The organism is Rosenbergiella sp. YN46 (assembly GCF_036620675.1).
Taxonomy (GTDB): domain Bacteria; phylum Pseudomonadota; class Gammaproteobacteria; order Enterobacterales; family Enterobacteriaceae; genus Jejubacter.
Genome location: NZ_JAZHEE010000021.1, coordinates 1 through 23,989 on the forward strand (window position 1 = coordinate 1; position 23,989 = coordinate 23,989).

The following is a 23,989-nucleotide window of genomic DNA, read 5'->3' on the forward strand; positions in this document are numbered from 1 at the left end:
GCCGGGCAGCCCGACGCCGATCCGCGCAAGGCGGCGGTGGAAGCCGCTATCGCCCGGGTTAAAGCACGTAAAGCCGCCCAGAATCAGGATCGGCCCCGGCAGAGCGACGACGCTACCGCCGGGCAGCCCGACGCCGATCCGCGCAAGGCGGCGGTGGAAGCCGCTATCGCCCGGGTTAAAGCACGTAAAGCCGCACAGCAGCAAGTGGTCCACGAGGAATAAATGGTTTTCAGAATCGCAAGCTCCCCCTATACCCACAACCAGCGCCAGACCTCGCGCATAATGATGCTGGTTATTCTGGCCAGCATCCCGGGAATTGCCGTACAGCTTTGGTTCTTCGGCTGGGGAACCCTTATCCAGCTAATTCTGGCCATCACGGCCGCCATAGCGGCGGAAGCGCTGGTCATCAGATTGCGCCATCAGTCTACCGCCATTCTCAGGGATAATTCGGCCTTGCTGACCGGATTACTGCTGGGTATCAGTATCCCGCCGCTGGCGCCGTGGTGGATGGTGGTACTCGGTACCGTTTTCGCCGTAATCATCGCCAAGCAGTTATATGGCGGCCTGGGCAACAATCCGTTTAACCCGGCGATGATCGGTTATGTGGTGCTGCTGATCTCCTTTCCGGTTCAGATGACCAGCTGGCTGCCACCCCAGAGTCTGGCCGCTTCGGTTCCGGGCATCACTGACGCGCTAAGCGTGATTTTCCACGGCCAGACTCCGAATGGCCTGACGATGAACGCCCTGCGCATGGGCATCGACGGCGTCAGCCAGGCCACGCCCCTGGATACCTTTAAGACCGGGCTGCACGCCGGACAAAGCGCAGAACATCTGCTGCAGGCGCCGATCTACAGTGGTCTGCTGGCAGGCGTGGGCTGGCAGTGGGTCAATCTTGCTTATCTGGCTGGTGGTCTGTTTCTGCTGTGGCGTAACACCATCCGCTGGCATATTCCGCTGGCCTTCCTGGCCTCGCTGCTGGTGTGTTCCACGCTTGGCTGGTGGCTGGCCCCTGAAAGTTGCGCTTCGCCGCTGATACACCTGTTTTCCGGCGCCACCATGCTGGGCGCCTTCTTTATACTGACGGATCCTGTGACCGCCGCCACCACCAATCGCGGCCGCCTGCTATTCGGTGCGCTGGCCGGCCTGCTGGTATGGCTCATCCGCACTTACGGCGGCTATCCGGATGGCGTCGCTTTCGCCGTACTGCTGGCCAATATCACCGTGCCGTTAATCGATCACTACACCCGTCCCAGGGTCTATGGTCATCGCTAAGGAGTCGCTATGCTGAAGACCATACAGAAACATGGCGTCACGCTGGCGGTGTTCGCCGCGCTGACTACCGGCCTGACGGCGGTCGTTAACCAACTGACCAAAACCACTATTGCCGCACAGAGCGCAAGCCAGCAGAAGCAGCTGTTTGATCAGGTAATTCCGCCGGAGAGTTACGATAACTTTCCACAGCAAAGCTGCTACCTGATTCGCGACCCGCAGCTCGGGGCCGGGGAGCACCGCCTGTATGTGGCGCGTAAAGGCGACCAGCCGGTAGGCGTTATTATGGAAGCCACCGCGCCTGACGGCTATTCCGGCGCGATTCAGCTGCTGGTCGGCGCCGATTTCAGTGGGACGGTGCTCGGTGCCCGGGTCACTGAACATCATGAAACGCCGGGGCTGGGCGATAAGATAGAGCGCCGTCGCAGCGCCTGGATCACCGGTTTTAGCGATCAAAAAATTGAAGGTGCCGACGACCCCCGCTGGGCGGTGAAAAAGGATGGCGGCCAGTTCGATCAGTTTACCGGCGCCACCATTACCCCACGCGCGGTGGTGAACGCCGTTAAGCGCGCGGGTCTGTTTGCCGAAACGCTACCGGCGCGGCTTAATCAGTTACCCACCTGCGGAGAGAACCATGAGTAATGTAAAACAGATCTTTGCCGACGGGCTGTGGAAAAATAACTCGGCGCTGGTGCAGCTCCTGGGGCTGTGCCCGCTGCTGGCCGTTACCTCCACCGCCACCAACGCCCTGGGGCTGGGGCTGGCGACCACTCTGGTGCTGACGCTAACCAATACGTCAGTGTCCGCGCTGCGGCGCTGGATGCCGCCAGCGGTGCGAATTCCCATCTATGTAATGATTATTGCGTCTGTCGTAAGCGTGGTGCAGATGTTGATCAACGCCTTCGCCTTTGGCCTTTATCAGTCACTGGGCATTTTTATTCCACTGATCGTCACCAACTGTATCGTGGTGGGCCGCGCCGAGGCCTTCGCCGCCCGTAACGGGGTCTTCCACTCGGCGCTGGATGGTCTGGCTATCGGCCTGGGTGCCACCAGCGCCATGTTTGTGCTGGGCGCACTGCGCGAGATTCTCGGCAATGGTACGCTGTTCGACGGCGCCGACGCCCTGTTGGGCAACTGGGCCCGGGTACTGCGGGTAGAAGTCTTCCATATGGACAGCCCCTTCCTGCTGGCCATGCTGCCGCCCGGCGCGTTTATCGGTCTGGGACTGCTGCTGGCGCTTAAATATCTTATCGACGAAAAAATGAAAGCGCGCCGTGCCAGAAACAACGACGCGACCATTCCAGGGACGCCGGAGAAAGCCTGATGAACAAAGCGAAAAGGCTGGAGATTCTGACCCGCCTGCGGGACAACAATCCTCACCCAACCACCGAACTTAACTTTAACTCGCCTTTCGAACTGCTGATTGCGGTACTGCTCTCCGCTCAGGCCACTGACGTTAGCGTCAATAAAGCCACCGCCAGGCTGTTTCCGCGCGCCAACACGCCTCAGAGTATGCTGGCTCTGGGCGTAGAGGGCGTGAAGGAGTACATCAAAACCATCGGACTATTTAACAGCAAAGCGGAAAACGTGATTAAAACCTGCCGCATGTTGATTGACCTGCACGGCGGCCAGGTTCCTGCCGATCGCGCCGCGCTGGAAGCGCTGCCGGGCGTGGGCCGCAAAACGGCCAATGTGGTGCTCAATACCGCCTTTGGCTGGCCGACCATTGCCGTCGATACCCACATCTTCCGGGTCTGCAACCGCACCGGCTTTGCGCCGGGCAAAAACGTCGAGCAGGTGGAGGAAAAACTGCTAAAAGTCGTACCCGCGGAATTTAAAGTGGACTGCCATCACTGGCTGATTCTGCACGGTCGCTATACCTGCATTGCCCGAAAGCCGCGCTGCGGCTCCTGCCTGATCGAAGATCTCTGCGAATTTAAAGAAAAGGTTTATCCCTGACGATTTCCCCTTCGCTATGGAGGGGATTCTCCTGTAGCCGCGTTTCTGAAAGATTCTGTTATCAACCCGGCAGCAAAAGCGTGCTGGCTTCCTCAATCATCCCAAAAACCACTTCAGATGGTAGATTGTTTTTTTTTATTAGTAATTTTCTATAGATTCGTGATTGAGATCACACTGATAACATATTGTTAAATTTGTGTTTTTTTTCACCTGCTAACTCATTGCTATTGTTAGTGATTATTATTTGATAGCAACAGATATAACCAGAGTTTTCTCAAAGAGCAGTCTGATACACCATCTTTGCGCTTTGTCATCAGGACATATCACCAAAAGGTGAGAAAATGCGCGAAAAATAAGATAAAAATACAAGCAATAGCCATTTCATAAAATTTAACGCTGAATAACATTCGTGATGGCCGAGCTTTATTCCACCCAGTGCTTGTGTAACAAAGTATGTCAAAAGCCTTGCCTGACGCTTCAGGATAGGGAACATTACTTCCCGTTTTCCCTCCCCATATAACTAAAAGCGTGACCGCCCGGCGGAAATACGCAGACGGCTTCCTCGTTAAAACGGGGATTAAAAAAAGAGGTATATGTGTCAACTGCAAACAAAAAACCAGCAGAAAGCGTTAGCCTGAACGCTTTTAAGCAACCAAAATCGTTCTATCTCATCTTCTCCATCGAATTATGGGAACGCTTCGGCTATTACGGCCTTCAGGGGATCATGGCGGTCTACCTGGTCAGGCAGTTGGGCATGTCCGAAGGCGACTCCATCACGCTTTTCTCCTCTTTCAGCGCGCTGGTCTACGGTCTGGTCGCGATTGGAGGCTGGCTGGGCGATAAAGTTCTGGGCACCAAACGTGTGATTTTGCTGGGCGCCATCGTTCTGGCGTTGGGCTACGCGTTGGTGGCCTGGTCCGGGCATGACGCCGCCGTGGTTTACGCCGGTATGGCAACCATCGCCGTAGGTAACGGCCTGTTTAAGGCTAACCCTTCAGCCCTGCTTTCTACCTGCTATGATAAAGACGACCCGCGTCTCGACGGCGCTTTCACCATGTACTACATGGCGATTAACATCGGTTCGTTCTTTTCAATGCTGGCGACGCCGTGGCTGGCCGCTGAATTCGGCTGGAGCGTGGCGTTTGCGCTGAGCGTAGTGGGGATGCTGATCACCGTGGTGAACTTCCTGTTCTGCCGCGGCTGGGTAAAGCAGTACGGTTCGAAACCGGACTTCGCTCCCCTGCACTACGGCAAACTGCTGGCGACCCTGGCGGGCATCGTCGTGCTGGTCGCTATCGCCACCTGGCTGCTGCATAACCAGGAGATCGCGCGTATCACGCTGGGCGTTATCGCGCTGGGCATCGTACTGATTTTCGCCAAAGAGACCTTCGCCATGCGCGGTACTGCGCGTCGCCGCATGATCGTCGCTTTTGTCCTGATGCTGCAGGCCGTGGTCTTCTTCGTGCTTTACAGCCAGATGCCGACTTCTCTCAACTTCTTCGCTATCCGCAACGTTGAACACTCTATTCTGGGCATCGCCTTCGAACCGGAACAGTATCAGGCCCTGAATCCGTTCTGGATCATGGTCGCCAGCCCGATTCTGGCCGCCATCTACAACAAGATGGGCGACCGTCTGCCAATGCCGCATAAATTCGCTATCGGCATGGTGCTGTGCTCCGGCGCTTTCCTGGTGCTGCCGCTGGGCGCGAAATTCGCGACCGACGCCGGTATCGTTTCAGTAAACTGGCTGATTCTGAGCTATGCACTGCAGAGCATCGGCGAGCTGATGATCTCCGGTCTGGGCCTTGCCATGGTGGCGCAGCTGGTGCCTCAGCGCCTGATGGGCTTCATTATGGGTAGCTGGTTCCTGACCACCGCAGGCGCAGCTATTATCGCCGGTAAAGTGGCTAACCTGATGGCGGTACCGGAAAACGTCACCGACCCGCTGGTGTCTCTGGAAGTCTATGGTCGCGTATTCCTGCAGATTGGCGTGGTGACGGCGATTATCGCCGCGCTGATGCTGCTGGCAGCTCCACTGCTGAACCGCATGACTCACGACGGCGAAGAAATCAAAGAGGTCGAACAGGCCACCGCCTGATTAGACGGTTTTTATCAGAAAGCCGCCGGTGTTACGCCAGCGGCTTTTTTTTTATCCGCCCGCGCACTAACATAGGTTATCTTTCAGCCCGTACCCCCAAGGAGTGTCCGATGAAACTGTTTTACAAAGCCGGCGCCTGTTCCCTCTCGCCCCATATCGTGTTACGTGAAACCGGGATGGACTTCAGTCTGGTGAAGGTTGATCTTGCCACAAAGCAGATTGAAGACGGAGCCAGCTTCCTCGATGTTAACCCTAAAGGCCAGGTACCGGCGCTGGAGCTGGATGACGGCACCATTCTGACCGAAGGCGTAGCTATCGTGCAGTATCTGGCCGATAGCGTGGCCGACAGGCAGCTGCTGGCGCCCGTCGGCAGCGTAAAGCGCTACCAGACCCTGGCATGGCTGAATTATATCGCTACAGAGCTGCACAAGGGCTTTACGCCGCTGTTTCGGCCGGACACACCGGAAGACTACAAGCCGCTGGCGCGCCAGGCGCTGGAGGCCAGATTTCGCTATGTGAACGAATCGCTGAAGGATCAGGCATGGATAACCGGCCAGCGCTTCACGGTGGCGGATGCCTATCTGTTTACCGTACTGCGCTGGGCCCAGGCACTGAAGCTGGATCTGGCGGGGTTGGATAATATCGCGGGCTTTATGCAGCGCATGAACGAGCGGGAATCCGTGAAGGCCGCGCTGGCGGCAGAAAAAGCCAGCACCTGATAGAAGACGGCGCTCCTGGCTTGCGGAGCGCCGCAGGATTTACAGCGCGACGGCGTTAAACCATTCGGACGGCGTCGCAATCTCCTCCTGAGCGGCCACCACCTGCAGTTCGTATTCGGCCATACGTTTCGTCACCTGCATCAGCCCGTATACGGCAGACGTCACATGCTCCAGACCCGCTTTCAGCGCAGCGCCCTGCAGCAGCTTCACCAGCATCAGACCGCTGGTGACGTCGCCCACGCCCACCGGTTGACGCTCTCCGAAATCCACCAGAGGGCGACTGATATGCCAGGCTTCGTCGGCGGTGACCAGCAGCATCTCAAAGCCGTGGGGATCGCGCCCGGCGCGGGCCAGATGCTTCACCAGCACAATCTTCGGCCCCTGACCGATCAGCTTACGGGCCGCCGCGATCGCCTGCTCCACTGAAGTGACAGTGTCACCACTAAGCATCTCCAGCTCCAGCAAATTGGGAGCTATCATGTCGCAGGCGGGCAGCGCATAGCGAACATGGAACTCCGCCACGCCTGGCGCCACGATACAGCCCTTTTCCGGGTGCCCCATCACGGGATCGCAAAACCAGACCGCCTTAGGATTCGCGGCTTTAACCTGACGCACGATACGCAAAATATGCTCACCCTGCTCCGCCGACCCCAGATAGCCGCTCAGTACGGCGTCACAGCGCTTTAACTGACCGATATTCTCGATTCCCTGTACGATTTCGCTCAAATGTTCAGGCGGCATCACGCAGCCGGTCCACTGCCCGTACTGGGTATGATTAGAGAACTGCACGGTATTAAGCGGCCAGACGTTGGCCCCCAGGCGACGCATGGGAAACTCCGCGGCGCTGTTGCCCGCATGGCCGAACACCACGTGGGACTGGATGGCGAGAATGTTTTTCATAGTGTAATCCGGGAAGAGTTCTTCACTTGCCATAAAAAAGGCGTGGGTATTCTCCCACGCCTTTCAGTCGTCTACAGGCGCCGCAAACGCGGGGTTTCACGGCACCGGTATTGTTCATCGTTATACTTTCAGTTACTTCCAGCACACCAGGCAGTAATTTTTCTTACCGCGGCGCAGCAGCGTATAGCGTCCGAACAGACGATCGGCATCGCTGAACGCATGTTCCGGGTTACTCTGCTTTTCACCATTAACGGTGATGGCGTTCTGGGCGATGGTTTTACGCGCCTGGCCGCGGGAAGGCTGCAGCCCGGAATCCACCAGCGCCTGTTGCAGATCGGCGCTTTTTTCCAGTTCGATCATCGGCACACCGTCCTGCGCCAGCTGAGCGAAATCTTCTTCGGTCAGGTCGCCCAGGCTGCCGTTAAACAGGCTGCGGGTAATACGCTGAGCAGCGGCCAGCCCCTGCTCACCATGAACCAGACGGGTCACTTCTTCAGCCAGCACATACTGGGCACGCGGCGCCGTACCGCTGTTTTTGTCTTCTTCTTCCAGGGCATTGATATCTTCAATACTCATAAAGGTGAAGAACTTCAGGAAGCGGTAAACGTCCGCGTCCGCCGTGTTAATCCAGAACTGATAGAACTTGTACGGACTGGTCTTTTTCGGATCCAGCCATACCGCGCCGCCTTCAGTCTTACCGAATTTAGTGCCGTCGGATTTAGTGATCAGCGGTACAGTCAACCCAAAGGCCTGTTTCTGATGCAGTCGACGGGTCAGATCGATACCGGAAACGATATTGCCCCACTGATCGGAACCGCCAATCTGCAGCACCACATCGTGGCGCTCATTCAGACAGGCGAAATCGTACCCCTGCAGCAGGTTATAGGAAAACTCGGTGAAAGAGATGCCCACATCGTCGCGATTCAACCGCTGTTTTACGGCTTCTTTGTTAATCATCTGGTTAACAGAGAAATGTTTACCGATATCGCGCAGGAACGTCAGCACGTTCATGCTGGCGAACCAGTCATAGTTGTTGGCGGCGATAGCGGCGTTGTCGCCATTCTCAAAGTCCAGGAAAGGCGCGACCTGGCGGCGGATTTTCTCCACCCACTCCTGTACCGTCTCTTCGGTATTTAATTTACGTTCGACCGCCTTAAAGCTGGGGTCGCCGATAAGCCCGGTGGCCCCGCCTACCAGCGCTACGGGCTTATGACCAGCCTGCTGGAAGCGCTTGAGGCAGAGTAACGGAACCAGATGGCCCAAATGCAAGCTGTCGGCGGTGGGGTCGAAGCCACAATAGAGTGCGATTGGCCCCTGCGCCAGTCGCTCTGCTAACGCTTCCTCGTCCGTCACCTGGGCCACCAGGCCCCGCTCTTGCAATTGCTCAATCAGATTGCTTGCCATCAAATTCTCCATGTAAAAACGACTGCACCTTTGCCGGTACACGGCTTTTCGCATGTGTTGCGAAAATAGAGTGTTATTACCCAAAATAATTCAAGTTGCAGGAGGGCGGCAAGGGAGCGAATCCCCGGAATCATAGCCGTACTATGTAACCGGGTGAGCGAGTGCAGCCAACACACCTGCAGCTTGAAGAATGAAGGGTAATAGAATAAAGCGCCGGCCTTCTCAGTGCCAGCGCTATGAGTGACAATTTCACCGTATCAGGGGGCTAAACGATCAATTTGCCAGGCGTCATCTTCGCGACGGTATAAAAAACGGTCATGGAGACGATGTTCTCCTCCCTGCCAGAATTCAACCTGATCCAGACTCACCCGGAAGCCCCCCCAAAAACTGGGCAGCGGAATTTCGCCTTGCCGAAACTTCTGGCGCAGTTCAAGAAACTTGCTTTCCAGTACGCCGCGCGCGGAAATACGGCTGGACTGTTTCGACACCCAGGCGCCGATTTGACTGTCACGCGGGCGACTGTGGAAGTACTTCATGACGTCCAGGGTAGACAGGCGCTCGGCATGCCCCTGAACGATCACCTGCCGGTCCAGAACATGCCAGGGAAACAGCAGGCACACCCGGGGGTTCTGTTCAATTTGCTGCGCCTTGCGGCTGCCAAGATTGGTATAAAACACCATGCCGCGCTCATCAAAGTGTTTGAGCAAAACGATGCGCTGGAACGGCTGGCCGCTGGCGTCGACAGTGGCCACCACCATAGCGGTGGGGTCGGCCAGGCGCGCTTCGCAGGCCTGATTCAGCCAGCGTTCAAACAACGGTAACGGGGCATCAGTCAGATCGCGACGACGCAGGCCACCGTGGGTATATTCACGGCGCAGATGGGCAATTTTCTGTAAATCTTGCTGGTCAGACATGTTGATTCTTCAGGAAATCAGCGGGTCGCGCTATTGTGCGCCCGCCTCCCGCAAATCTCAACTTTCGCTGTTTTGCAGCCGGCAGTTATGCAACACGATGCTGTCCTGGTGCCACACCGTGGCGGTATCGCCCTTCGACCAGAAGACGTAGATACCGTCGCTGTAACGCGCGCCAGAGGCGGAGATCCCTTGCTTCAGGCTCAGCGTTTGATCGTTATAGACAAAGCTAACCTCGTCGCGATTGCTGTTATGGGTGACCGATAGCGGCTGTTCGTCGCACTGGTACTCAAGGGTGTCCGTGTTCATCTTATCCATCACCGCGTTATAGACTGAATGGTAATAGCTACAGCCCCCCAGCATGGCTGGAAGCAGAAGAATAAACAGTTTTTTCATTGGAAAGTCCTTGAAAGTTTCATGGTGGCGCGGACAACCCCCACACCGGGTTAATCAATAAGTCTGGAACGTTCCGTCGGCGGGTGATTTAGTCCCATTCTGAAATTTCCCCCGGAATTACAGCCGCCTTTTCCCGATCGGCAGGATAAATAGCGCCCAGCAGCGTGGGGCGCGAAGCGCCAGTCACAGACGGCAGATTCCCCGGCAGGCCAGACATCGTACGGGCCGCCAGCCAGGCGAAAGCCAGCGCTTCCATATCATCGCCGCTAATGCCTGCCTCGTCGGTGGTCGATACTTCTATTCCCGGCAGCAGCCCCGCCAGGCGGTTCATCAGCAGCGGATTACGGCTGCCGCCGCCGCACACCAGCAAGCGTTCACAGCCTCCCCCCAGCAACACCTGTTCGGAGATGGTCACTGCGCTAAGTTCGACCAGGGTTGCCTGCACGTCTTCCGGGGCCAGTCCCGGAAAAGCGACAAGCTGGCGTTCCAGCCAGCCGTAATTAAAGTATTCGCGCCCGGTGCTCTTGGGCGGCGTCTGTGCGAAATACGGATCGTTAAGCATCTGTTGCAGTAGCGGCAGGATAACCCGCCCCTGGCTGGCCCATTCGGCATCACGGTCGAACGGCAGGCCGCAGCGGCGCCAGATCCAGGCGTCCAGCAGCATATTGCCGGGGCCGGTGTCAAAGCCGCGTACCGGACGCCCGGGAAACAACAGAGACAGGTTAGCGATGCCGCCAATATTCAGCACCATGCGCCGCTCTACGGGATGCGCCAACAGCGCCTGATGAAAAGCCGGTACCAGCGGTGCCCCCTGGCCCCCCAGCGCCATATCACGGCGCCGGAAGTCTCCGACGACGGTGACGCCGGTACGGGCGACAATCAAATTGTTGTCGCCTATCTGCATGGTGTGCGGGGCATCGCCCGCAGGCTCGTGCCATACGGTTTGTCCGTGACAGCCAATCGCCACTACGTCGACGGGCCGTAGCCCTTCACGCTGCATCAGAGCCTGTACCGCTTGCGCAAACAGCAATCCCAGACGGTGATCCAGACGACCCAGCGTCGAAAGCGTCACCGACTGCCCCTGGCATATTGCCAGAATATCCTGTTTTAACGGCCCGGGAATGGGATGGCAGTAGCTGGCCTGCTGCGCCACCATGTTTTCATCAATCACAGCCAGTACCACATCCACTCCGTCCAGACTGGTGCCGGACATAACGCCAATATAGCGACCCGATCTCATCAGCAATTCCTTGATAACGCCCTGTGTTGAATGAATTACTCCACCATAAAGCACAGGTTAATACCATGAATTATTAATATTTTTTAAAAAAGCGGTTAATTAATTCGCCACGAAAGCCTGAATTAACCGTCGTAATACTTTATTCATTCCGTTTACATCTGGTTCAGACGCGATTTTTTACTATTTTTACCCGTGGGTAAAAGAACCATATGAAACAGAATGCTCAAATGCCGTATAATTAAAGGATGATGGAGGCCCATCAGAGCATTTTATTGTGAACAGGAGATTCATAAGATGATTTCACGTGTGCTGGTAGTTTCACTGGTTGGTTTGACGCTGGTGGGTTGTGCTAACACAAGTACCCTTTCTGGCGACGTCTATAGCGCGTCTGAAGCCAAGCAGGTGCAGAATGTTACCTACGGCACCATCGTTAGTACGCGCCCGGTGCAGATTCAGGCAGGCAACGACGCTAACATTATCGGTACCATCGGCGGTGCCGTACTGGGCGGCTTCCTGGGTAACACCATAGGCGGCGGTACAGGTCGCTCCCTGGCGACTGCCGCAGGTGCGGTAGCCGGTGGCGTAGCGGGGGATCAGATTCAGAGTTCTGTGAATAAAACGCAGGGCGTGGAACTGGAAATCCGCAAGGACGACGGTAATACCATTATGGTGGTTCAGAAGCAGGGCAACACCCGTTTCTCTGCCGGACAGCGCGTTGCTATCGCCAGCAACGGTCGCCAGGTTACCGTTTCTCCGCGTTAATCGCTCAGGCGGCGTCGGTTAAGACGCCGCTTCGCTTTGCAGCAAGAGGGTATGGGGAAATCAGCGACGCCCCACGACCGTTGGCGCGCCTGAAAACCAGGCGAAGACTAGTCCCGAACCTGTAGCGCAATAATATTTTGCTCCAGCCGCGCAATCAGGCTAATCAGCAATGCCTCTTCCTCTGAGCTAATTCCCGACAAAATCTCACGCCGGGTTTTAGCGATAACATCTTCCATTTCACTAATCAGCGGCTCGGCCTTTTCGGTCAGCTTAATACGTTTGGCCCGGCGATCGTTGGCGCAGGTATGGCGAGAAATCAGCCCCTTCTCTTCCAGCTGATCGAGCGTGCGCACCAGCGACGGCTGCTCAATACCTATCGCTTTAGCCAACTGGATCTGAGACTGTTCCGGCGGCAGCTGATGAATGTTATGCAGTGTGACCCAGTGAGTCTGCGTTAATTCCAGAGGCTTCAGGCGATGGTCAATCAGGGCACGCCAGATGCGCACCAGACGTGCCAGATCGGATCCCAGTGGCGATTCCAATTTCATCTCCTTTCAATTTAAAATAATTAGTTTGCTAAGTTATTATAGCCATATTAGACTGTCTGCATAGCGCTTTTTTACCCTATGATTAACGGATAGATGCAAATGCCAGTCATCTCACACTTTGGCTATTCTATGGGTTATGAGACAGGAAAGGCAGCCATTATGTTCATTCTAAAGGATTATTAATCATGAACGCCCTGTTATCCCCTTCCGGCATGCCCCTCCAGGATCTGGTTTTCGGTGCTTCTGTCTATTTTCCTCCGGTATTTCGGGCCGTGCTGGTCGGTTTCTTTATCTGGCTGGTGGCTCATCGGCTATTGCGTGGATGGATCTACTCCGGGGAGATCTGGCACCCCACGCTGATGGATCTCTCCCTGTTCGTTATCTCCGTCTGTCTGGGTATGGTATTGCTGGTCACATTTCTATGAATCTGAAAACATTAAAATATTTTTCTACGCTGCTGGTCGTAGCAGTGGCGCTGGTGGCGGGCTGGCTGTTGTGGAACTACTACATGCAGTCCCCCTGGACCCGGGACGGCAAAGTTCGGGCCGAACAGGTAGGTATTGCCCCTCAGGTTTCCGGCACCATCACGGAGTTACGGGTCAGGGATAATCAGTTCGTTCATGCCGGCGATGTGCTGTTTCGGATAGATGACACACCATTTCATATTGATGTGCTGAATGCCGAAGCCCAACTGGCAAAAGCGCAATCCGATCTGGCAAAGGCCACCAATGAGGCGAACCGTCGTCATCACCTGCCAAAAAACTATATTTCCGCCGAAGATATGGATACCGCCGATATTAACGTGAAGGCGGCGAAAGCGTCGGTAAATGTCGCCGAAGCCACCCTGAAACAGGCGCGCTGGCGCCTTTCCCAGACCACCGTGACCGCTCCGGTAGACGGCTGGATAACCAATCTGTCTACCCGGGTGGGCAACTACGCCGCCAGCGGCTCGCCGATTTTCGCGCTGGTGGACAGTCACTCGTTTTACGTTGTGGGCTACTTTGAAGAGACCAAACTGCGCAATATCCGCCCCGGCGCTCACGCCGATATCACGCTCTATAGCGGCCACCAGAAGCTGGAAGGCAGGGTCGCCAGCATCGGGCGCGCCATCTATGACCAGAGCGTAGAAACCGACAGCCAGCTGGTGGCGGACATCAAACCCAACGTGCCATGGGTGCGTCTGGCCCAGCGCGTACCGGTTCGCATTGAACTTGCCAGCGTGCCACAAAACATCACGCTGGTGTCCGGTACTACCTGTACCGTCTCTATTCTGCGCTGAATATCATGAACCTGAGCTGGCTTGAGTGGCGCAACACGCCATGGGGCAAGGCGACGACGGGCCAGTGGCGCTATGCGCTACGTAACAGTATCGCTATGTGTCTGGCGCTAAGTATCGCCTACGCTCTCTCACTGGATCAGCCCTACTGGGCGATGACTTCCGCCGCGGTAGTAAGTTTCCCGACCGTCGGCGGCGTTATCAGTAAAAGCCTCGGCCGTATCGCCGGCAGTATTATCGGCGCCACCGCATCGCTGATCATTGCCGGGCACACCCTGAACGATCCCTGGCTGTTCACCTTCGCAATGGCCGCCTGGCTGGCCACCTGCACCTGGGTTTCCTGTCAGTACCAGAACAACGTCGCCTATGCCTTCGCACTGGCGGGCTATACCGCGGCCATTATCGCCTTCCCGATGGTCAACACCCTGGAAACCACCGAACTGTGGGATATCGCCCAGGCCAGGGTATGCGAAGTGATCGTCGGGATTCTGTGCGGCGCCTTCATGATGATGGTGCTGCCGAGCACCTCGGACGGCGAAGCGCTGCTTAAAGCACTAAAGAGTATGCATGACCGGCTGCTGGAGCATGCCAGCATGCTGTGGAAACCGGAAACCAGCGACGCCATTCGTACCGCCCACGAAAGTATTATCAGCCAGATCCTGACCATGAATCTGCTGCGCATTCAGGCCTTCTGGAGCCATTACCGTTTCCGCCAACAGAACCAGTTGCTCAATTACCTGCTGCATCAGCAACTGCGGCTGACCAGCATTATTTCCAGCGTGCGACGGATGCTCGTTAACTGGCCGGAGGCGCCTGCCCATCTGTGGCCGCAGCTGGAAAACCTGCTGCGCGAACTGGCGCGCCCGGAAGTCAGCAAATATGAGATAGCCCGGCTGCTTCAGCAAATGATGCCGGCGAGCCCCGACGATTACCGCCACCGGGCGTTCTGGCTCAGGCTGCGTTATTTCTGCTGGCTGTGGCTGAACGGCCGTCGCTGGCTATGGCGGCTGGAGACCGCCACCCCGGTGGAATCACTCAACCCGCCTGGCGCCCCTTCTCTTGCCCGCCATACCGATAATGCGGAAAACAGCTGGAGCGCATTTCGAACCTTCTGCGTTATCACCCTGACCGGCGCCTGGTGCATCGCCACCCAGTGGGAGGCCGGCAGCGCGGCCATGACTCTGGCCGCCATCTGCTGCGTGCTCTACTCCGCCTCACCTTCTCCGGTCGGCTCGGTCACTATGCTGTTGCGTACCCTGGGGCTGCTATCGCTGTTCAGCTTTATGGTCAAATTCGGTCTGATGATTCAGATTACCGAGCTGTGGCAGTTCCTGATCTTTCTGCTGCCGCTGCTGGTCACCATGCAGTTTTTTAAACTGCAGCACAAAAAATACGCCGGGCTGTGGGGGCAACTGATCGTCTTTATGGGCTCGTTTATCTCGGTGACCAATCCCCCCGAATATGATTTTGCCGACTTCCTGAATACCAATCTGGCCAAGGTGATCGGCGTGGCACTGTGCTGGGTGGCGTTTTCTCTGCTGCGCCCAAGCTCCGATAAACGCAAAGGACGGCGTCATATTCGCGCCCTGCGCCGTGGCTTTATCGACCAGCTCAGCCGCCACCCGCAGCGTAGCGAAGGCGCTTTTGAGTCGCTGGTTTACCATCACGTCAGTCAGCTCAGTAACAGTAAAGACGAACAATCGCGACGCTGGCTGCTACGCTGGGGAGTGGTGCTGCTGAACTGTTCTCACGTGGTGTGGCAATTGCGCGAATGGGAATCGCGTTCCGATCCGCTCTCACGAGTAAGGGATGTTTGCATCACCACCCTGCGCGACGTGATGAGCGAACGGGGCGTTCGCCAGCGACCGCTGGCCGGGGCGCTGGCAGAACTACAGAGAATGTGCGACGCACTGTCCCGGCATCATAATCCGGTAGCCCGGGATCTGGCGGGGATTATCTGGCGCCTGCACGGTTCGCTTCAGCAGCTGGAACAGGCGGTACCTGCCGATGAGGCACCGCCGAAGGCAACGTCTTAACCGATAACGCCACAGGCGAAGCGTGCGCCGCCGCCGCCCAGCGGTTTCGGCGAGTCGGACATATTATCGCCGCCCACGTGAATCATCAGCGCCCTGCCTTTGATCTCATCCAGCGACTTCAGGCGCGGCGCGGTTACCGGCATCGTCGCGCTGCCGTCCTGGCTCACCGTCAGTACCGGCAGATCGCCCAGGTGGCCATCGCCCTGGGGCCCCAGGTGCTTGCCGGTATTGTGGGGATCGAAGTGACCGCCTGCAGCGCCGGCGGGCGTCAGCTTACCGTCGATAGTTTTGGGATCGCAACTGCCATTAGCGTGAATATGGAAGCCGTGCTCACCGCCCGGCAGCCCTTTCAGATCCGGCGTAAAGGTGAGCCCATTAGCACTTTCGCTAATGGTTACCGTACCGATGGCGTCGCCCGCTCCCTGCCCGGTCGCCAGTTTCATCTCTACTTTCTCGCTTGCCGCCAGTGCCGCACCACAGGCCACCAGCAGAGCCAGGCCCAGAGTTAATCGCTTCATCGTTTTCTCTTCTCCTTAAGTTTTACAGAATGTCTGGCTAAGCATAGCCAGCCTGACCACAACATGCTGCCAGGCGAATCATCTTTTTGACCGTCAGAAAATTAAAACAAGGTGGGTTGCTCAGGCGGATCCTGTTCCGGCCCTTTCGCGGCACGCAGCTTACGCAGCCAGCGCTGGCGACACAGGCGCAGCACCTCACGCTTTTGGGCATCGCTCATTGTTTGCCAGCTAAAGCGTTCATCGCGACTGCGCATACAGCCGCGGCAGTAACCGCGCTCGTCCGACTGACAAATGCCGCGGCAGGGACTCTGGACGGGGAAAAATTCAAGTTGCTCAGCCACGATACGCCTCTTTAACGACATTGCTACAATTGAAGCCCCTCAGGCGCTGTGATGCAAGCGTGACGGTACAAATTTCATTCACCAGGATGTTAAGGTCTGATTAATCTTTTCTCAGCAAACTGTGCGCAGCCACCGTACAGGAAGAGATCCCGATGCTGCTGAAAAATAAGTTACAGTGTAACGATTTATTATTTAATTTGTTGTGCGCTGCCCTCTTTACCTTAATGAATATGCTATTTATCCATCGTAGCTGGCAGGCCATTTCCCCCCATTCACCGCACGCGTTTTTCTTTGCCGCTTCTGTGCCGATGGTGCTGTTTTGCGCCTGGCTTGCGATCTTCAGCCTGCTCGCCCTGCCGCTGCTGCGTAAACCCCTGCTGGCTGTGCTGATCGTCGGCTGTGCCGTCGCCAACTATTTTATGTATAGCTACAGTGCGGTCATCGATACCAATATGATGCGCAACGTTTTCGAAACCGATACCCAGGAGGCGATGGCGCTCATTACGCCGCAGTTAATTCTATGGCTGGGGCTGGTCGGGCTGCTCCCGGCGGCACTCATCTGCGCCCTGCGTATCCGCCGCGCTACCAACTGGTGGTATCCGCTATGCACCCGGCTGCTGACCCTGCTGCTCAGCCTGCTGGTGATTCTGCTGGTAGCCGCGCTGTTTTATAAAGACTATGCCTCACTGTTTCGCAATACCAAAGGCATTGCCAAACTGGTTACCCCCCCAAATTACATCAGCGGCCTGATAAATTACAGTAAGGAGCGCTGGTTCGCTGGCGATCAGAACCTGATTCATATCGGTGAAGATGCCGGACGCGGCGGCACGCTTGCGAAGGCCAGTAAGAAAACGGTGCTGATTGTGTTGGTTGGCGAGGCTTCCCGGGCGCAGAATTACTCGCTGGGCGGTTATAACCGTGAAACCAATCCGGAACTTAAAAAACAAAACGTCATTTGGTTTGATAATGCCACCTCCTGCGGCACCGAAACGGCGGTATCGGTGCCCTGCATGTTTTCAGGCATGACCCGCGCGGGCTACGACGCCGGTACTGCCCGCCACCGGGAAGGACTGATGGACGTGCTGGCTCACGCGGGTATCAACGTGCTGTGGCGCGATAACGACGGCGGCTGTAAAGGCGCCTGCGACCGAATCCCCCACACCAATATGACGCTCTGGAACCTGCCGGAATGGTGCAGCAAAGGCAGCTGTCAGGATGACGCCCTGCTTTACCGCCTCGATAATATCCTCGACGGCGTGCAAAAAGACACCACCATCGTCCTGCACCTGATGGGCAGCCACGGCCCGGCTTATTACCGCCGCTACCCGCCGCAGTTCCGGCATTTTACGCCTACCTGCGACAGTAACCAGATTCAGGAGTGCAGTCGCCAGGCGCTGGTAAACACCTACGACAACACTATTTTATATACCGACGATGTGGTTAGCCGCGTTATTGATAAGTTGCGTAACCGTCAGGACAGGCTTAACGGCGCATTGATCTATCTTTCCGACCATGGCGAATCGCTGGGCGAAGAGGAGCTGTATCTGCACGGTACGCCGCGTATGCTGGCACCGGATGAACAGATCGACATTCCGTTTCTGTTCTGGCTGTCTGAAGACTATGTACGCCAGACCGGAACTGACAGCGCCTGTCTGCGCCAGAAGGCCCGTAGCACAACGATATCCCAGGATAATCTGTTTGATACCGTGCTGGGGATGATGGATGTCCGTACCCGGATTTACCGCCCCGGACTGGATCTGTTGAGCGATTGCCGTAGCGCGCCCGAGCGCCTTGCGCGGGGGTAAAGAGCCTGGTAGAGTGGCGCTTATGAGCAAACATTCTGAATATGATACCCGCGAACACCTGCTCGCCACTGGCGAGCAGCTCTGCCTGCGTCTGGGTTTTACCGGCATGGGACTGAGCGAGCTGTTGCGCACCGCCGGCGTGCCGCGCGGATCGTTTTACCACTATTTCCGTTCGAAAGAGGCTTTCGGCGTTGAAATGCTGAAACGTTATTACGCCTGCGCCAACCAGCGCATGCGCGATGCCTTTGCCCCGGGCGAAACACCCGCCAGCACGCTGCTGCTTGACTGGTACCACCAGGCGCTGGCGCACTTCTGCCGCAGCGGCATGATCGGCGACTGTCTGACGGTGAAACTTTCCGCCGAAGTCTGCGATCTGTCGGAAGAGATGCGCGAAGCGCTGGAGCAGGGATCGTCGCAGGTAATCGCCATGCTGACTGAGATAGTTAGCCGGGCTCAGCGGGAAGAAGGATTAATGAAAGGCGACGACCCCGCGAGTCTGGCCAACGCTCTTTACGCTCTGTGGCTGGGCGCCAGCCTGCAGGCTAAAATTTCGCGCAGCGCCATGCCGCTGGAAAGCGCGCAGGCGCAGGTCAGCCGACTGCTGCGCGGCTAAAAATTCAGGCGGCGGTATACAAACCGGCGCTTTTTCTTTATCCTGCAACTAGACGACCGGTCTACTCAACACAGGAGTTAGCATGTCAGACCAACACCAGAAACTGTTTAGCCCCTTAAAGATGGGGGCCATTGACATCCCTAACCGGGTGATTATGGCCCCCCTGACTCGCCTGCGCAGCATTGAGCCGGGCGATATACCCACGCCGCTAATGGGTGAATATTACCGCCAGCGCGCCAGCGCCGGGCTTATCATCAGCGAAGCAACCCAGATTTCCGCTCAGGCGAAAGGCTATGCCGGCGCTCCCGGGCTGCACAGCCAGCAGCAAATCGAGGCCTGGCGCCGTATTACCGACGGCGTTCATGCCGAAGGCGGCCATATCGCCGTTCAGCTATGGCATACCGGTCGTATCTCGCATAACAGCGTGCAGCCCGAAGGCAAGGCGCCGGTCGCCCCTTCCGCTATCCGCGCCGAAGGCCGTACCAGCCTGCGTGATGAGAACGGCAAAACCATTCGCGTGGACACCTCTATGCCGCGCGCCCTCGAACGTGACGAAATCCCCGGTATCATCGCCGACTTCCGCAAAGCGGTAGAAAACGCCCGGGAAGCCGGTTTCGACATGGTGGAGCTGCACGGTGCCCACGGCTACCTGATTCACCAGTTCCTCTCTCCGGCATCCAACCAGCGCGAAGACGAATACGGCGGCAGCATTGAGAATCGCACCCGTTTTGCGCTGGAAGTGGTGGATGCCGCCATTGCGGACTGGAGCGCCGGGCGCATCGGGATTCGTATTTCCCCCCTGGGGCCGTTCAATGGGCTGGACAACGGCCCGGATCAGGAAGAAGCCGCGCTGTATCTGATTGATGAACTGAATAAGCGCAAACTGGCCTATCTGCACGTTTCCGAGCCGGACTGGGCGGGCGGCGAACCCTACAGCGACGCATTCCGCCGCCAGGTTCGCGAACGCTTCAGCGGCGTGATTATCGGCGCCGGCGCCTACACCCGCGAAAAGGCCGAGCAGATGATTGAGGCTGGCTATATTGATGCCGCCGCTTTCGGTCGCGACTGGATAGCCAATCCGGATCTGGTGGCGCGCCTGCGTAAAAACGCCCCGCTTAACCCGCAGCGCACGGAAAGCTTCTACGGCGGCGGCGCTGAAGGTTACACCGATTACCCCACGCTCTGAGCCACTGTCATTGATAGCGGCGCCCGTTCGCCGCTATACTCTTTAGCACGTTCTATTATCGACGGATAATAAAAAACCGTTAAATTACGAGGACTTTATGCGCTTACTCCATACCATGCTGCGCGTTGGCGACCTGCAACGCTCCATTGATTTCTACACTAACGTGCTGGGCATGAAGCTACTGCGCACCAGCGAAAACCCGGAATACAAATACTCCCTGGCTTTCGTAGGCTACGGCCCGGAAAGCGAAGAGGCAGTGATTGAGCTGACTTATAACTGGGGGGTGGACAGCTACGACCTGGGCAACGCCTATGGCCATATTGCCCTGAGCGTGGATAATGCCGCTGAAGCCTGTGACCGTATCCGCAGCAACGGGGGAAATGTTACCCGTGAAGCCGGCCCGGTTAAAGGCGGCACCACCGTAATCGCCTTCGTGGAAGATCCGGACGGCTACAAAATCGAGCTTATTGAAGCCAAAGACGCCGGAAAAGGTCTGGGCAACTAATCCCTCCGGGGCGCTATGGCGCCCCACTTACTGCATTAAGCCCTAAAATTTGCCATAATACCCGCTTGCTCGTTTCCCCCGTAACAAGAGACCCCGGATGTCCGACAACGCTCAACTGAACGGTCTGTGCGACCGCTTTCGCGGCTTTTATCCCGTTGTAATCGACGTGGAAACTGCCGGTTTTAACGCAAAGACCAACGCCCTTCTGGAAATAGCCGCTATCACGCTCAAGATGGACGAAGACGGCTGGCTGACGACCGACGAAACCCTGCACTTCCACGTTGAGCCTTTTGAGGGAGCGGTTCTGGAGCCGGAAGCGCTGGCGTTTACCGGTATCGATCCCCATAACCCGCTGCGCGGCGCGGTCAGCGAATACGACGCCCTGCACGCCATTTTCAAAATGGTGCGCAAAGGGGTGAAAGCAAGCAACTGCAACCGGGCGATTATGGTGGCGCACAATGCCACTTTCGACCACGGTTTTATGATGGCAGCGGCGGAGCGCGCCGGTCTGAAACGCAATCCGTTTCATCCGTTTGTCACCTTCGATACCGCCGCCATGAGCGGACTGGCGCTGGGCCAGACCGTGCTGGCAAAAGCCTGCATCGCCGCCGGGATCGACTTCGACGGCGAACAGGCGCACTCTGCGCTCTACGACACCGAACGCACGGCGCAACTGTTCTGTGAAATCGTCAACCGCTGGAAGCGGCTGGGCGGCTGGCCGCTGCCTCAGGTCGAAAGCGACGAGGTATAAGTCACAGCCACAAAAAAGGCGGTTCATCATGAACCGCCTTTTTATCAGTCAAAGAGCGACTTATTCCGCGTCGGACTCTTCCGACTTATGCTTTGCGGCGGTTTCTTTGATAAGCGTTTGCAGCTCGCCGGCCTGATACATCTGGATGATGATATCGCAACCGCCAACCAGTTCGCCTTCCACCCACAGTTGCGGAAAGGTCGGCCAGTTAGCATATTTCGGCAGCTCGGCGCGAATATCCGGATTCTGCAAAATATCCACGTAGGCGAAGCGCTCGCCGCAGGCGGCCAGCGCCTGAACAGCCTGAGCAGAGAAGCCACAGCTGGGCAACTTCGGCGACCCCTTCATGTACAGCAGGATGGGGTTCTCGTTAATCTGGCGCTCAATTTTTTCGATAGTGGTGCTCATTGTCATGCTTCCTCAAGCTTTTTACGGCGTTAGCCTTACATTGTAGCCACTCACGGCCAGTGGTAAAACACCCGCTTTCACAGGGTTATCGCCATGACGGCCACGCGTGGGAAAAGCTGCATACAGAATAACACTTTACTCGCGGGCGCGTGAACATTCCCCAGCCAGGATCGGCACGGTTTTATTCGGTTGATGGTGAAAAAAACGAATAGCCTCCCCCACCGTCACGTCTGGAAACAAAAAACCCGCTTCCCGCATGCGGTTTCAGTAGATTAAAATCCCCTGACGCTCAGAGACGACGCCGCCCGGCGCCGCACTAACCATCGTTCAGGAAGATAACGAGTGGCCCGAAAAAGAAAATTTGCGCTTACCGTTTGCGCGCTGTTCCTGGGCAGCGCCCTGGTGGCTCCTGCCCAGGCTGCGGGACACAGCCACCAGACGACACAGCACAAGGCTCGCCCCCATAAGTCAGGTACCCGTCATAAGCCGGCGCTGCGCACCAGCAAACGCCACGCCAGCGCCCGCAGTAATAAACACACCGCTCAGCGAAAAAACCGCGCTCACGCCACAGACGCCTCAATAGCCAGCGCTCACAGAGCCAGAATCGAAAAGGCCCGCAAACTGGCAATGAGTAAATTAATGAATCAGTTGGGAAAACCCTATCACTGGGGAGGAAGTTCGCCGCGTACCGGTTTTGATTGCAGCGGTCTGGTCTGGTATGCCTATAAAGATCTGGTCAATATCCGCATCCCCCGCACCGCCAACGAAATGTATCACCTGCGCGACGCAGCACCGGTGAATCGCGGCGAGCTACAGCGCGGCGATCTGGTTTTCTTCCGCATTCGCGGCCGCGGCGCCGCCGATCACGTAGGGGTCTATGTGGGAAATGGCAAGTTTATCCAGTCGCCGCGCACCGGGCGCGATATCCAGATAACCTCTCTGAGTGACGACTACTGGCAGCGCCACTACATTGGCGCCCGCCGGGTTATGACCCCGAACACTCTGCGCTAACGCGTGGATTCGCCCCCTGGGTTCAAGGGGGCGTCGTTTTCATTACTCGGCATCCACGGCCAGCGTCCGCTCCGACGTCTTACGCGACGAAAACAGCACCAGTAGTAGTCCCAGTGCGGCGATAATGCCGCCCATCACCGGAACAAAGCCGTATCCCAGCCCACCGGAGATTACCGCACCGCCCGCCGCCGCGCCCAGCGCGTTACCGAGGTTAAAAGCACCAATATTGACCGACGAAGAGAGCCCCGGCGCTTCATGGGCTACGCGCATCACCCGCATCTGCAGCGGCGGAACCACGGCAAAGGTTGCCGCGCCCCAAACTACCATGGCGATAGCGGCGCCGACCTCGCTGCGCGCAAGCCAGGGTATCGCCACCATAATCACGGTCAACAGCAGCAGAAAACCTTTCAGAGTACCGTTAACCGAACGGTCAGCGCAGCGGCCGCCCAGATAGTTACCCAGCGAAAATCCCAGCCCCACCAGCACCAACATCCCGGTAGTGAAACCCGGTGATGCGTGAGTCACGCGCTGAAGTACCGGTGCGATATAGGTATAAAGGGTAAACATCGCCCCTGCGCCCAGAACCGTGGTCAGCAGCGCCATTAATACCTGAGGACGCATCAGTACTCCCAGCTCGCGCTTCACGTCCGGACGAGCCCCAGCGCCGCCCGCAGGCAGTGACAGCCACAGGCTCAGCATCGCGATCGCGCCCAGACCGGCGGTGGCAAGGAAGGACATACGCCAGCCGATGGCGCTGCCCAGCCAGGTCGCAGCTGGCACGCCGCCGATGTTAGCGATAGTCAGTCCCATAAACATAGTGGCTACCGCGCTGGCCTGCTTCTCTTTGGGTACCAGGCTCGCCGCCACTACCGATCCCAGTCCAAAGAAAGCGCCGTGGTTAAGGCTGGTGATAATGCGGGAAAGCAGAAGCATGCCATAATTCGGCGCCAGCGCTGACAGCAGGTTGCCGACAATAAAGATTCCCATCAGAAACAGCAGCGCACTGCGTCTGGCACGATGCGATAGCAGTAGCGTCATCAGCGGCGCGCCAACCATTACGCCAATTGCGTAAGCGCTAATCAGCATACCGGCCACGGGAATGGAAACCCCTACGCCATCGGCGATCACCGGTAATAAGCCCATAGGGGAAAATTCTGTTGTTCCTATACCAAATGCCCCGATGGCCAGCGCCAGTAAGGGGAAATTGACTTTCATTGTTATTTCTCCGGTAAATTCGGGAGACAGCTTCCGCAAGGGCGGAACTCACTGCTTCCGGATATCGTCAGGCGGAGAATAATGACAGTCTGAAGGGAAAAGTTAAAGTCGTGTTAAA

26 protein-coding genes and 1 pseudogene are annotated in these 23,989 nt (G+C 57.0%); 17 read left to right on the top strand and 10 right to left on the bottom strand.

The genetic code is table 11. The annotated features are described in order from the left end of the window. The 7 genes and pseudogenes from V3W49_RS14690 to gstA form a co-directional block, all read left to right on the top strand. Nucleotides 1-222, top strand: a pseudogene (locus tag V3W49_RS14690) (electron transport complex subunit RsxC); the annotation flags it as partial. Next, nucleotides 223-1,272: an electron transport complex subunit RsxD gene (gene rsxD, locus V3W49_RS14695; RefSeq protein ID WP_500146461.1), complete on the top strand. Its 1,050-nt coding sequence runs from the start codon at nt 223-225 to the stop codon at nt 1,270-1,272. Between the two features lie 9 nt (nt 1,273-1,281). Next, a complete protein-coding gene (rsxG, locus tag V3W49_RS14700; RefSeq protein ID WP_500146463.1) occupies nt 1,282-1,911 on the top strand; it encodes an electron transport complex subunit RsxG in 630 nt (209 codons plus the stop codon). Next, a complete protein-coding gene (locus V3W49_RS14705; RefSeq protein ID WP_500146464.1) occupies nt 1,904-2,593 on the top strand; it encodes an electron transport complex subunit E in 690 nt (229 codons plus the stop codon). Before rsxG ends, V3W49_RS14705 begins: the two co-directional genes overlap by 8 nt. After that, nucleotides 2,593-3,228, top strand: a complete 636-nt coding sequence (gene nth / locus V3W49_RS14710; RefSeq protein WP_500146465.1) for an endonuclease III — start codon at nt 2,593-2,595, stop codon at nt 3,226-3,228. The genes V3W49_RS14705 and nth overlap by 1 nt, the downstream gene beginning before the upstream one ends. Before the next feature lie 595 nt (nt 3,229-3,823). Continuing rightward, a complete protein-coding gene (gene dtpA / locus V3W49_RS14715) occupies nt 3,824-5,326 on the top strand; it encodes a dipeptide/tripeptide permease DtpA (protein WP_500146466.1) in 1,503 nt (500 codons plus the stop codon). 110 nt (nt 5,327-5,436) lie between these two features. After that, a complete protein-coding gene (gstA, locus tag V3W49_RS14720) occupies nt 5,437-6,045 on the top strand; it encodes a glutathione transferase GstA (RefSeq protein ID WP_500146467.1) in 609 nt (202 codons plus the stop codon). Between the two features lie 39 nt (nt 6,046-6,084). On the opposite strand, the gene pdxY is transcribed toward gstA, so the two are convergent. The 5 genes from pdxY to anmK form a co-directional block, all read right to left on the bottom strand. Next, complete coding sequence (pdxY, locus tag V3W49_RS14725; protein ID WP_500146468.1) at nt 6,085-6,945, bottom strand: pyridoxal kinase PdxY; 861 nt, start codon at nt 6,943-6,945, stop codon at nt 6,085-6,087. A 132-nt stretch (nt 6,946-7,077) separates the two neighbouring features. Further along, the gene (gene tyrS / locus V3W49_RS14730; RefSeq protein ID WP_500146561.1) at nt 7,078-8,352 is read right to left on the bottom strand and encodes a tyrosine--tRNA ligase; all 1,275 of its coding nucleotides are present in this window, start codon (nt 8,350-8,352) and stop codon (nt 7,078-7,080) included. 254 nt (nt 8,353-8,606) lie between these two features. Beyond that, nucleotides 8,607-9,263: a pyridoxamine 5'-phosphate oxidase gene (pdxH, locus tag V3W49_RS14735; protein WP_500146469.1), complete on the bottom strand. Its 657-nt coding sequence runs from the start codon at nt 9,261-9,263 to the stop codon at nt 8,607-8,609. A 57-nt stretch (nt 9,264-9,320) separates the two neighbouring features. Further along, nucleotides 9,321-9,656, bottom strand: a complete 336-nt coding sequence (gene mliC / locus V3W49_RS14740) for a C-type lysozyme inhibitor (protein ID WP_500146471.1) — start codon at nt 9,654-9,656, stop codon at nt 9,321-9,323. An 88-nt stretch (nt 9,657-9,744) separates the two neighbouring features. After that, on the bottom strand, nt 9,745-10,896 hold the full coding sequence (gene anmK, locus V3W49_RS14745; protein ID WP_500146473.1) for an anhydro-N-acetylmuramic acid kinase: 1,152 nt from the start codon (nt 10,894-10,896) through the stop codon (nt 9,745-9,747). Between the two features lie 294 nt (nt 10,897-11,190). Here anmK and slyB point away from each other — a divergent pair, with 294 nt between their 5' ends. Further along, nucleotides 11,191-11,658, top strand: coding sequence for an outer membrane lipoprotein SlyB (gene slyB / locus V3W49_RS14750; RefSeq protein WP_500146474.1), 468 nt, complete (start codon nt 11,191-11,193; stop codon nt 11,656-11,658). 107 nt (nt 11,659-11,765) lie between these two features. Here the strand turns inward: slyB and slyA are convergent, their stop codons facing one another. Beyond that, on the bottom strand, nt 11,766-12,206 hold the full coding sequence (slyA, locus tag V3W49_RS14755; RefSeq protein WP_500146475.1) for a transcriptional regulator SlyA: 441 nt from the start codon (nt 12,204-12,206) through the stop codon (nt 11,766-11,768). A gap of 185 nt (nt 12,207-12,391) precedes the next feature. Here slyA and V3W49_RS14760 point away from each other — a divergent pair, with 185 nt between their 5' ends. Genes V3W49_RS14760 through V3W49_RS14770 form a run of 3 tightly spaced genes read left to right on the top strand, consistent with a single transcriptional unit; the run spans nt 12,392 to nt 15,518 of the window. After that, a complete protein-coding gene (locus tag V3W49_RS14760; RefSeq protein ID WP_500146477.1) occupies nt 12,392-12,631 on the top strand; it encodes a DUF1656 domain-containing protein in 240 nt (79 codons plus the stop codon). Next, complete coding sequence (locus V3W49_RS14765) at nt 12,628-13,485, top strand: efflux RND transporter periplasmic adaptor subunit (protein WP_500146478.1); 858 nt, start codon at nt 12,628-12,630, stop codon at nt 13,483-13,485. The genes V3W49_RS14760 and V3W49_RS14765 overlap by 4 nt, the downstream gene beginning before the upstream one ends. Before the next feature lie 5 nt (nt 13,486-13,490). Then, nucleotides 13,491-15,518 carry an FUSC family protein gene (locus V3W49_RS14770; RefSeq protein WP_500146479.1) on the top strand — a complete coding sequence of 676 codons (2,028 nt, stop codon included), beginning with the start codon at nt 13,491-13,493 and terminating at the stop codon, nt 15,516-15,518. Here the strand turns inward: V3W49_RS14770 and sodC are convergent. Next, entirely contained in the window at nt 15,515-16,036 is a 522-nt protein-coding gene (gene sodC, locus V3W49_RS14775; protein WP_500146481.1) for a superoxide dismutase [Cu-Zn] SodC, read from the bottom strand. The genes V3W49_RS14770 and sodC overlap by 4 nt on opposite strands. 101 nt (nt 16,037-16,137) lie before the next feature. Next, nucleotides 16,138-16,380 carry a DUF1289 domain-containing protein gene (locus V3W49_RS14780; RefSeq protein WP_500146563.1) on the bottom strand — a complete coding sequence of 81 codons (243 nt, stop codon included), beginning with the start codon at nt 16,378-16,380 and terminating at the stop codon, nt 16,138-16,140. Nucleotides 16,381-16,529: 149 nt separating this feature from the next. Between V3W49_RS14780 and eptA the strand changes: the two genes are divergently transcribed. The 5 genes from eptA (at nt 16,530) to rnt (ending at nt 21,237) form a co-directional block, all read left to right on the top strand. Beyond that, nucleotides 16,530-18,182 carry a phosphoethanolamine transferase EptA gene (gene eptA, locus V3W49_RS14785; protein ID WP_500146483.1) on the top strand — a complete coding sequence of 551 codons (1,653 nt, stop codon included), beginning with the start codon at nt 16,530-16,532 and terminating at the stop codon, nt 18,180-18,182. 22 nt (nt 18,183-18,204) lie between these two features. Continuing rightward, nucleotides 18,205-18,795: a TetR/AcrR family transcriptional regulator gene (locus V3W49_RS14790; RefSeq protein WP_500146484.1), complete on the top strand. Its 591-nt coding sequence runs from the start codon at nt 18,205-18,207 to the stop codon at nt 18,793-18,795. Between the two features lie 82 nt (nt 18,796-18,877). Further along, on the top strand, nt 18,878-19,981 hold the full coding sequence (locus tag V3W49_RS14795) for an alkene reductase (protein WP_500146486.1): 1,104 nt from the start codon (nt 18,878-18,880) through the stop codon (nt 19,979-19,981). A gap of 97 nt (nt 19,982-20,078) precedes the next feature. Beyond that, nucleotides 20,079-20,486 carry a lactoylglutathione lyase gene (gene gloA, locus V3W49_RS14800; RefSeq protein WP_500146487.1) on the top strand — a complete coding sequence of 136 codons (408 nt, stop codon included), beginning with the start codon at nt 20,079-20,081 and terminating at the stop codon, nt 20,484-20,486. A gap of 97 nt (nt 20,487-20,583) precedes the next feature. Further along, on the top strand, nt 20,584-21,237 hold the full coding sequence (gene rnt, locus V3W49_RS14805; protein ID WP_500146489.1) for a ribonuclease T: 654 nt from the start codon (nt 20,584-20,586) through the stop codon (nt 21,235-21,237). Between the two features lie 60 nt (nt 21,238-21,297). Here the strand turns inward: rnt and V3W49_RS14810 are convergent, their stop codons facing one another. Then, entirely contained in the window at nt 21,298-21,645 is a 348-nt protein-coding gene (locus tag V3W49_RS14810; RefSeq protein WP_500146490.1) for a Grx4 family monothiol glutaredoxin, read from the bottom strand. Between the two features lie 342 nt (nt 21,646-21,987). Here V3W49_RS14810 and V3W49_RS14815 point away from each other — a divergent pair, with 342 nt between their 5' ends. Continuing rightward, on the top strand, nt 21,988-22,656 hold the full coding sequence (locus tag V3W49_RS14815) for a C40 family peptidase (RefSeq protein WP_500146492.1): 669 nt from the start codon (nt 21,988-21,990) through the stop codon (nt 22,654-22,656). Between the two features lie 42 nt (nt 22,657-22,698). Here V3W49_RS14815 and V3W49_RS14820 read toward each other — a convergent pair whose 3' ends face one another. Continuing rightward, nucleotides 22,699-23,871, bottom strand: a complete 1,173-nt coding sequence (locus tag V3W49_RS14820; protein ID WP_500146494.1) for an MFS transporter — start codon at nt 23,869-23,871, stop codon at nt 22,699-22,701. Nucleotides 23,872-23,989: the final 118 nt, after the last annotated feature.

Bases quoted from the DNA above. Each gene is read 5' to 3' on its own strand.
- rsxD (WP_500146461.1), top strand. From the start codon at position 223: ATGGTTTTCAGAATCGCAAGCTCCCCCTATACCCACAACCAGCGCCAG.
- rsxG (WP_500146463.1), top strand. From the start codon at position 1,282: ATGCTGAAGACCATACAGAAACATGGCGTCACGCTGGCGGTGTTCGCC.
- V3W49_RS14705 (WP_500146464.1), top strand. From the start codon at position 1,904: ATGAGTAATGTAAAACAGATCTTTGCCGACGGGCTGTGGAAAAATAAC.
- nth (WP_500146465.1), top strand. From the start codon at position 2,593: ATGAACAAAGCGAAAAGGCTGGAGATTCTGACCCGCCTGCGGGACAAC.
- gstA (WP_500146467.1), top strand. From the start codon at position 5,437: ATGAAACTGTTTTACAAAGCCGGCGCCTGTTCCCTCTCGCCCCATATC.
- pdxY (WP_500146468.1), bottom strand. From the start codon at position 6,945: ATGAAAAACATTCTCGCCATCCAGTCCCACGTGGTGTTCGGCCATGCG.
- pdxH (WP_500146469.1), bottom strand. From the start codon at position 9,263: ATGTCTGACCAGCAAGATTTACAGAAAATTGCCCATCTGCGCCGTGAA.
- mliC (WP_500146471.1), bottom strand. From the start codon at position 9,656: ATGAAAAAACTGTTTATTCTTCTGCTTCCAGCCATGCTGGGGGGCTGT.
- anmK (WP_500146473.1), bottom strand. From the start codon at position 10,896: ATGAGATCGGGTCGCTATATTGGCGTTATGTCCGGCACCAGTCTGGAC.
- slyB (WP_500146474.1), top strand. From the start codon at position 11,191: ATGATTTCACGTGTGCTGGTAGTTTCACTGGTTGGTTTGACGCTGGTG.
- slyA (WP_500146475.1), bottom strand. From the start codon at position 12,206: ATGAAATTGGAATCGCCACTGGGATCCGATCTGGCACGTCTGGTGCGC.
- V3W49_RS14760 (WP_500146477.1), top strand. From the start codon at position 12,392: ATGAACGCCCTGTTATCCCCTTCCGGCATGCCCCTCCAGGATCTGGTT.
- V3W49_RS14765 (WP_500146478.1), top strand. From the start codon at position 12,628: ATGAATCTGAAAACATTAAAATATTTTTCTACGCTGCTGGTCGTAGCA.
- V3W49_RS14770 (WP_500146479.1), top strand. From the start codon at position 13,491: ATGAACCTGAGCTGGCTTGAGTGGCGCAACACGCCATGGGGCAAGGCG.
- sodC (WP_500146481.1), bottom strand. From the start codon at position 16,036: ATGAAGCGATTAACTCTGGGCCTGGCTCTGCTGGTGGCCTGTGGTGCG.
- eptA (WP_500146483.1), top strand. From the start codon at position 16,530: ATGCTGCTGAAAAATAAGTTACAGTGTAACGATTTATTATTTAATTTG.
- V3W49_RS14790 (WP_500146484.1), top strand. From the start codon at position 18,205: ATGAGCAAACATTCTGAATATGATACCCGCGAACACCTGCTCGCCACT.
- V3W49_RS14795 (WP_500146486.1), top strand. From the start codon at position 18,878: ATGTCAGACCAACACCAGAAACTGTTTAGCCCCTTAAAGATGGGGGCC.
- gloA (WP_500146487.1), top strand. From the start codon at position 20,079: ATGCGCTTACTCCATACCATGCTGCGCGTTGGCGACCTGCAACGCTCC.
- rnt (WP_500146489.1), top strand. From the start codon at position 20,584: ATGTCCGACAACGCTCAACTGAACGGTCTGTGCGACCGCTTTCGCGGC.
- V3W49_RS14810 (WP_500146490.1), bottom strand. From the start codon at position 21,645: ATGAGCACCACTATCGAAAAAATTGAGCGCCAGATTAACGAGAACCCC.
- V3W49_RS14820 (WP_500146494.1), bottom strand. From the start codon at position 23,871: ATGAAAGTCAATTTCCCCTTACTGGCGCTGGCCATCGGGGCATTTGGT.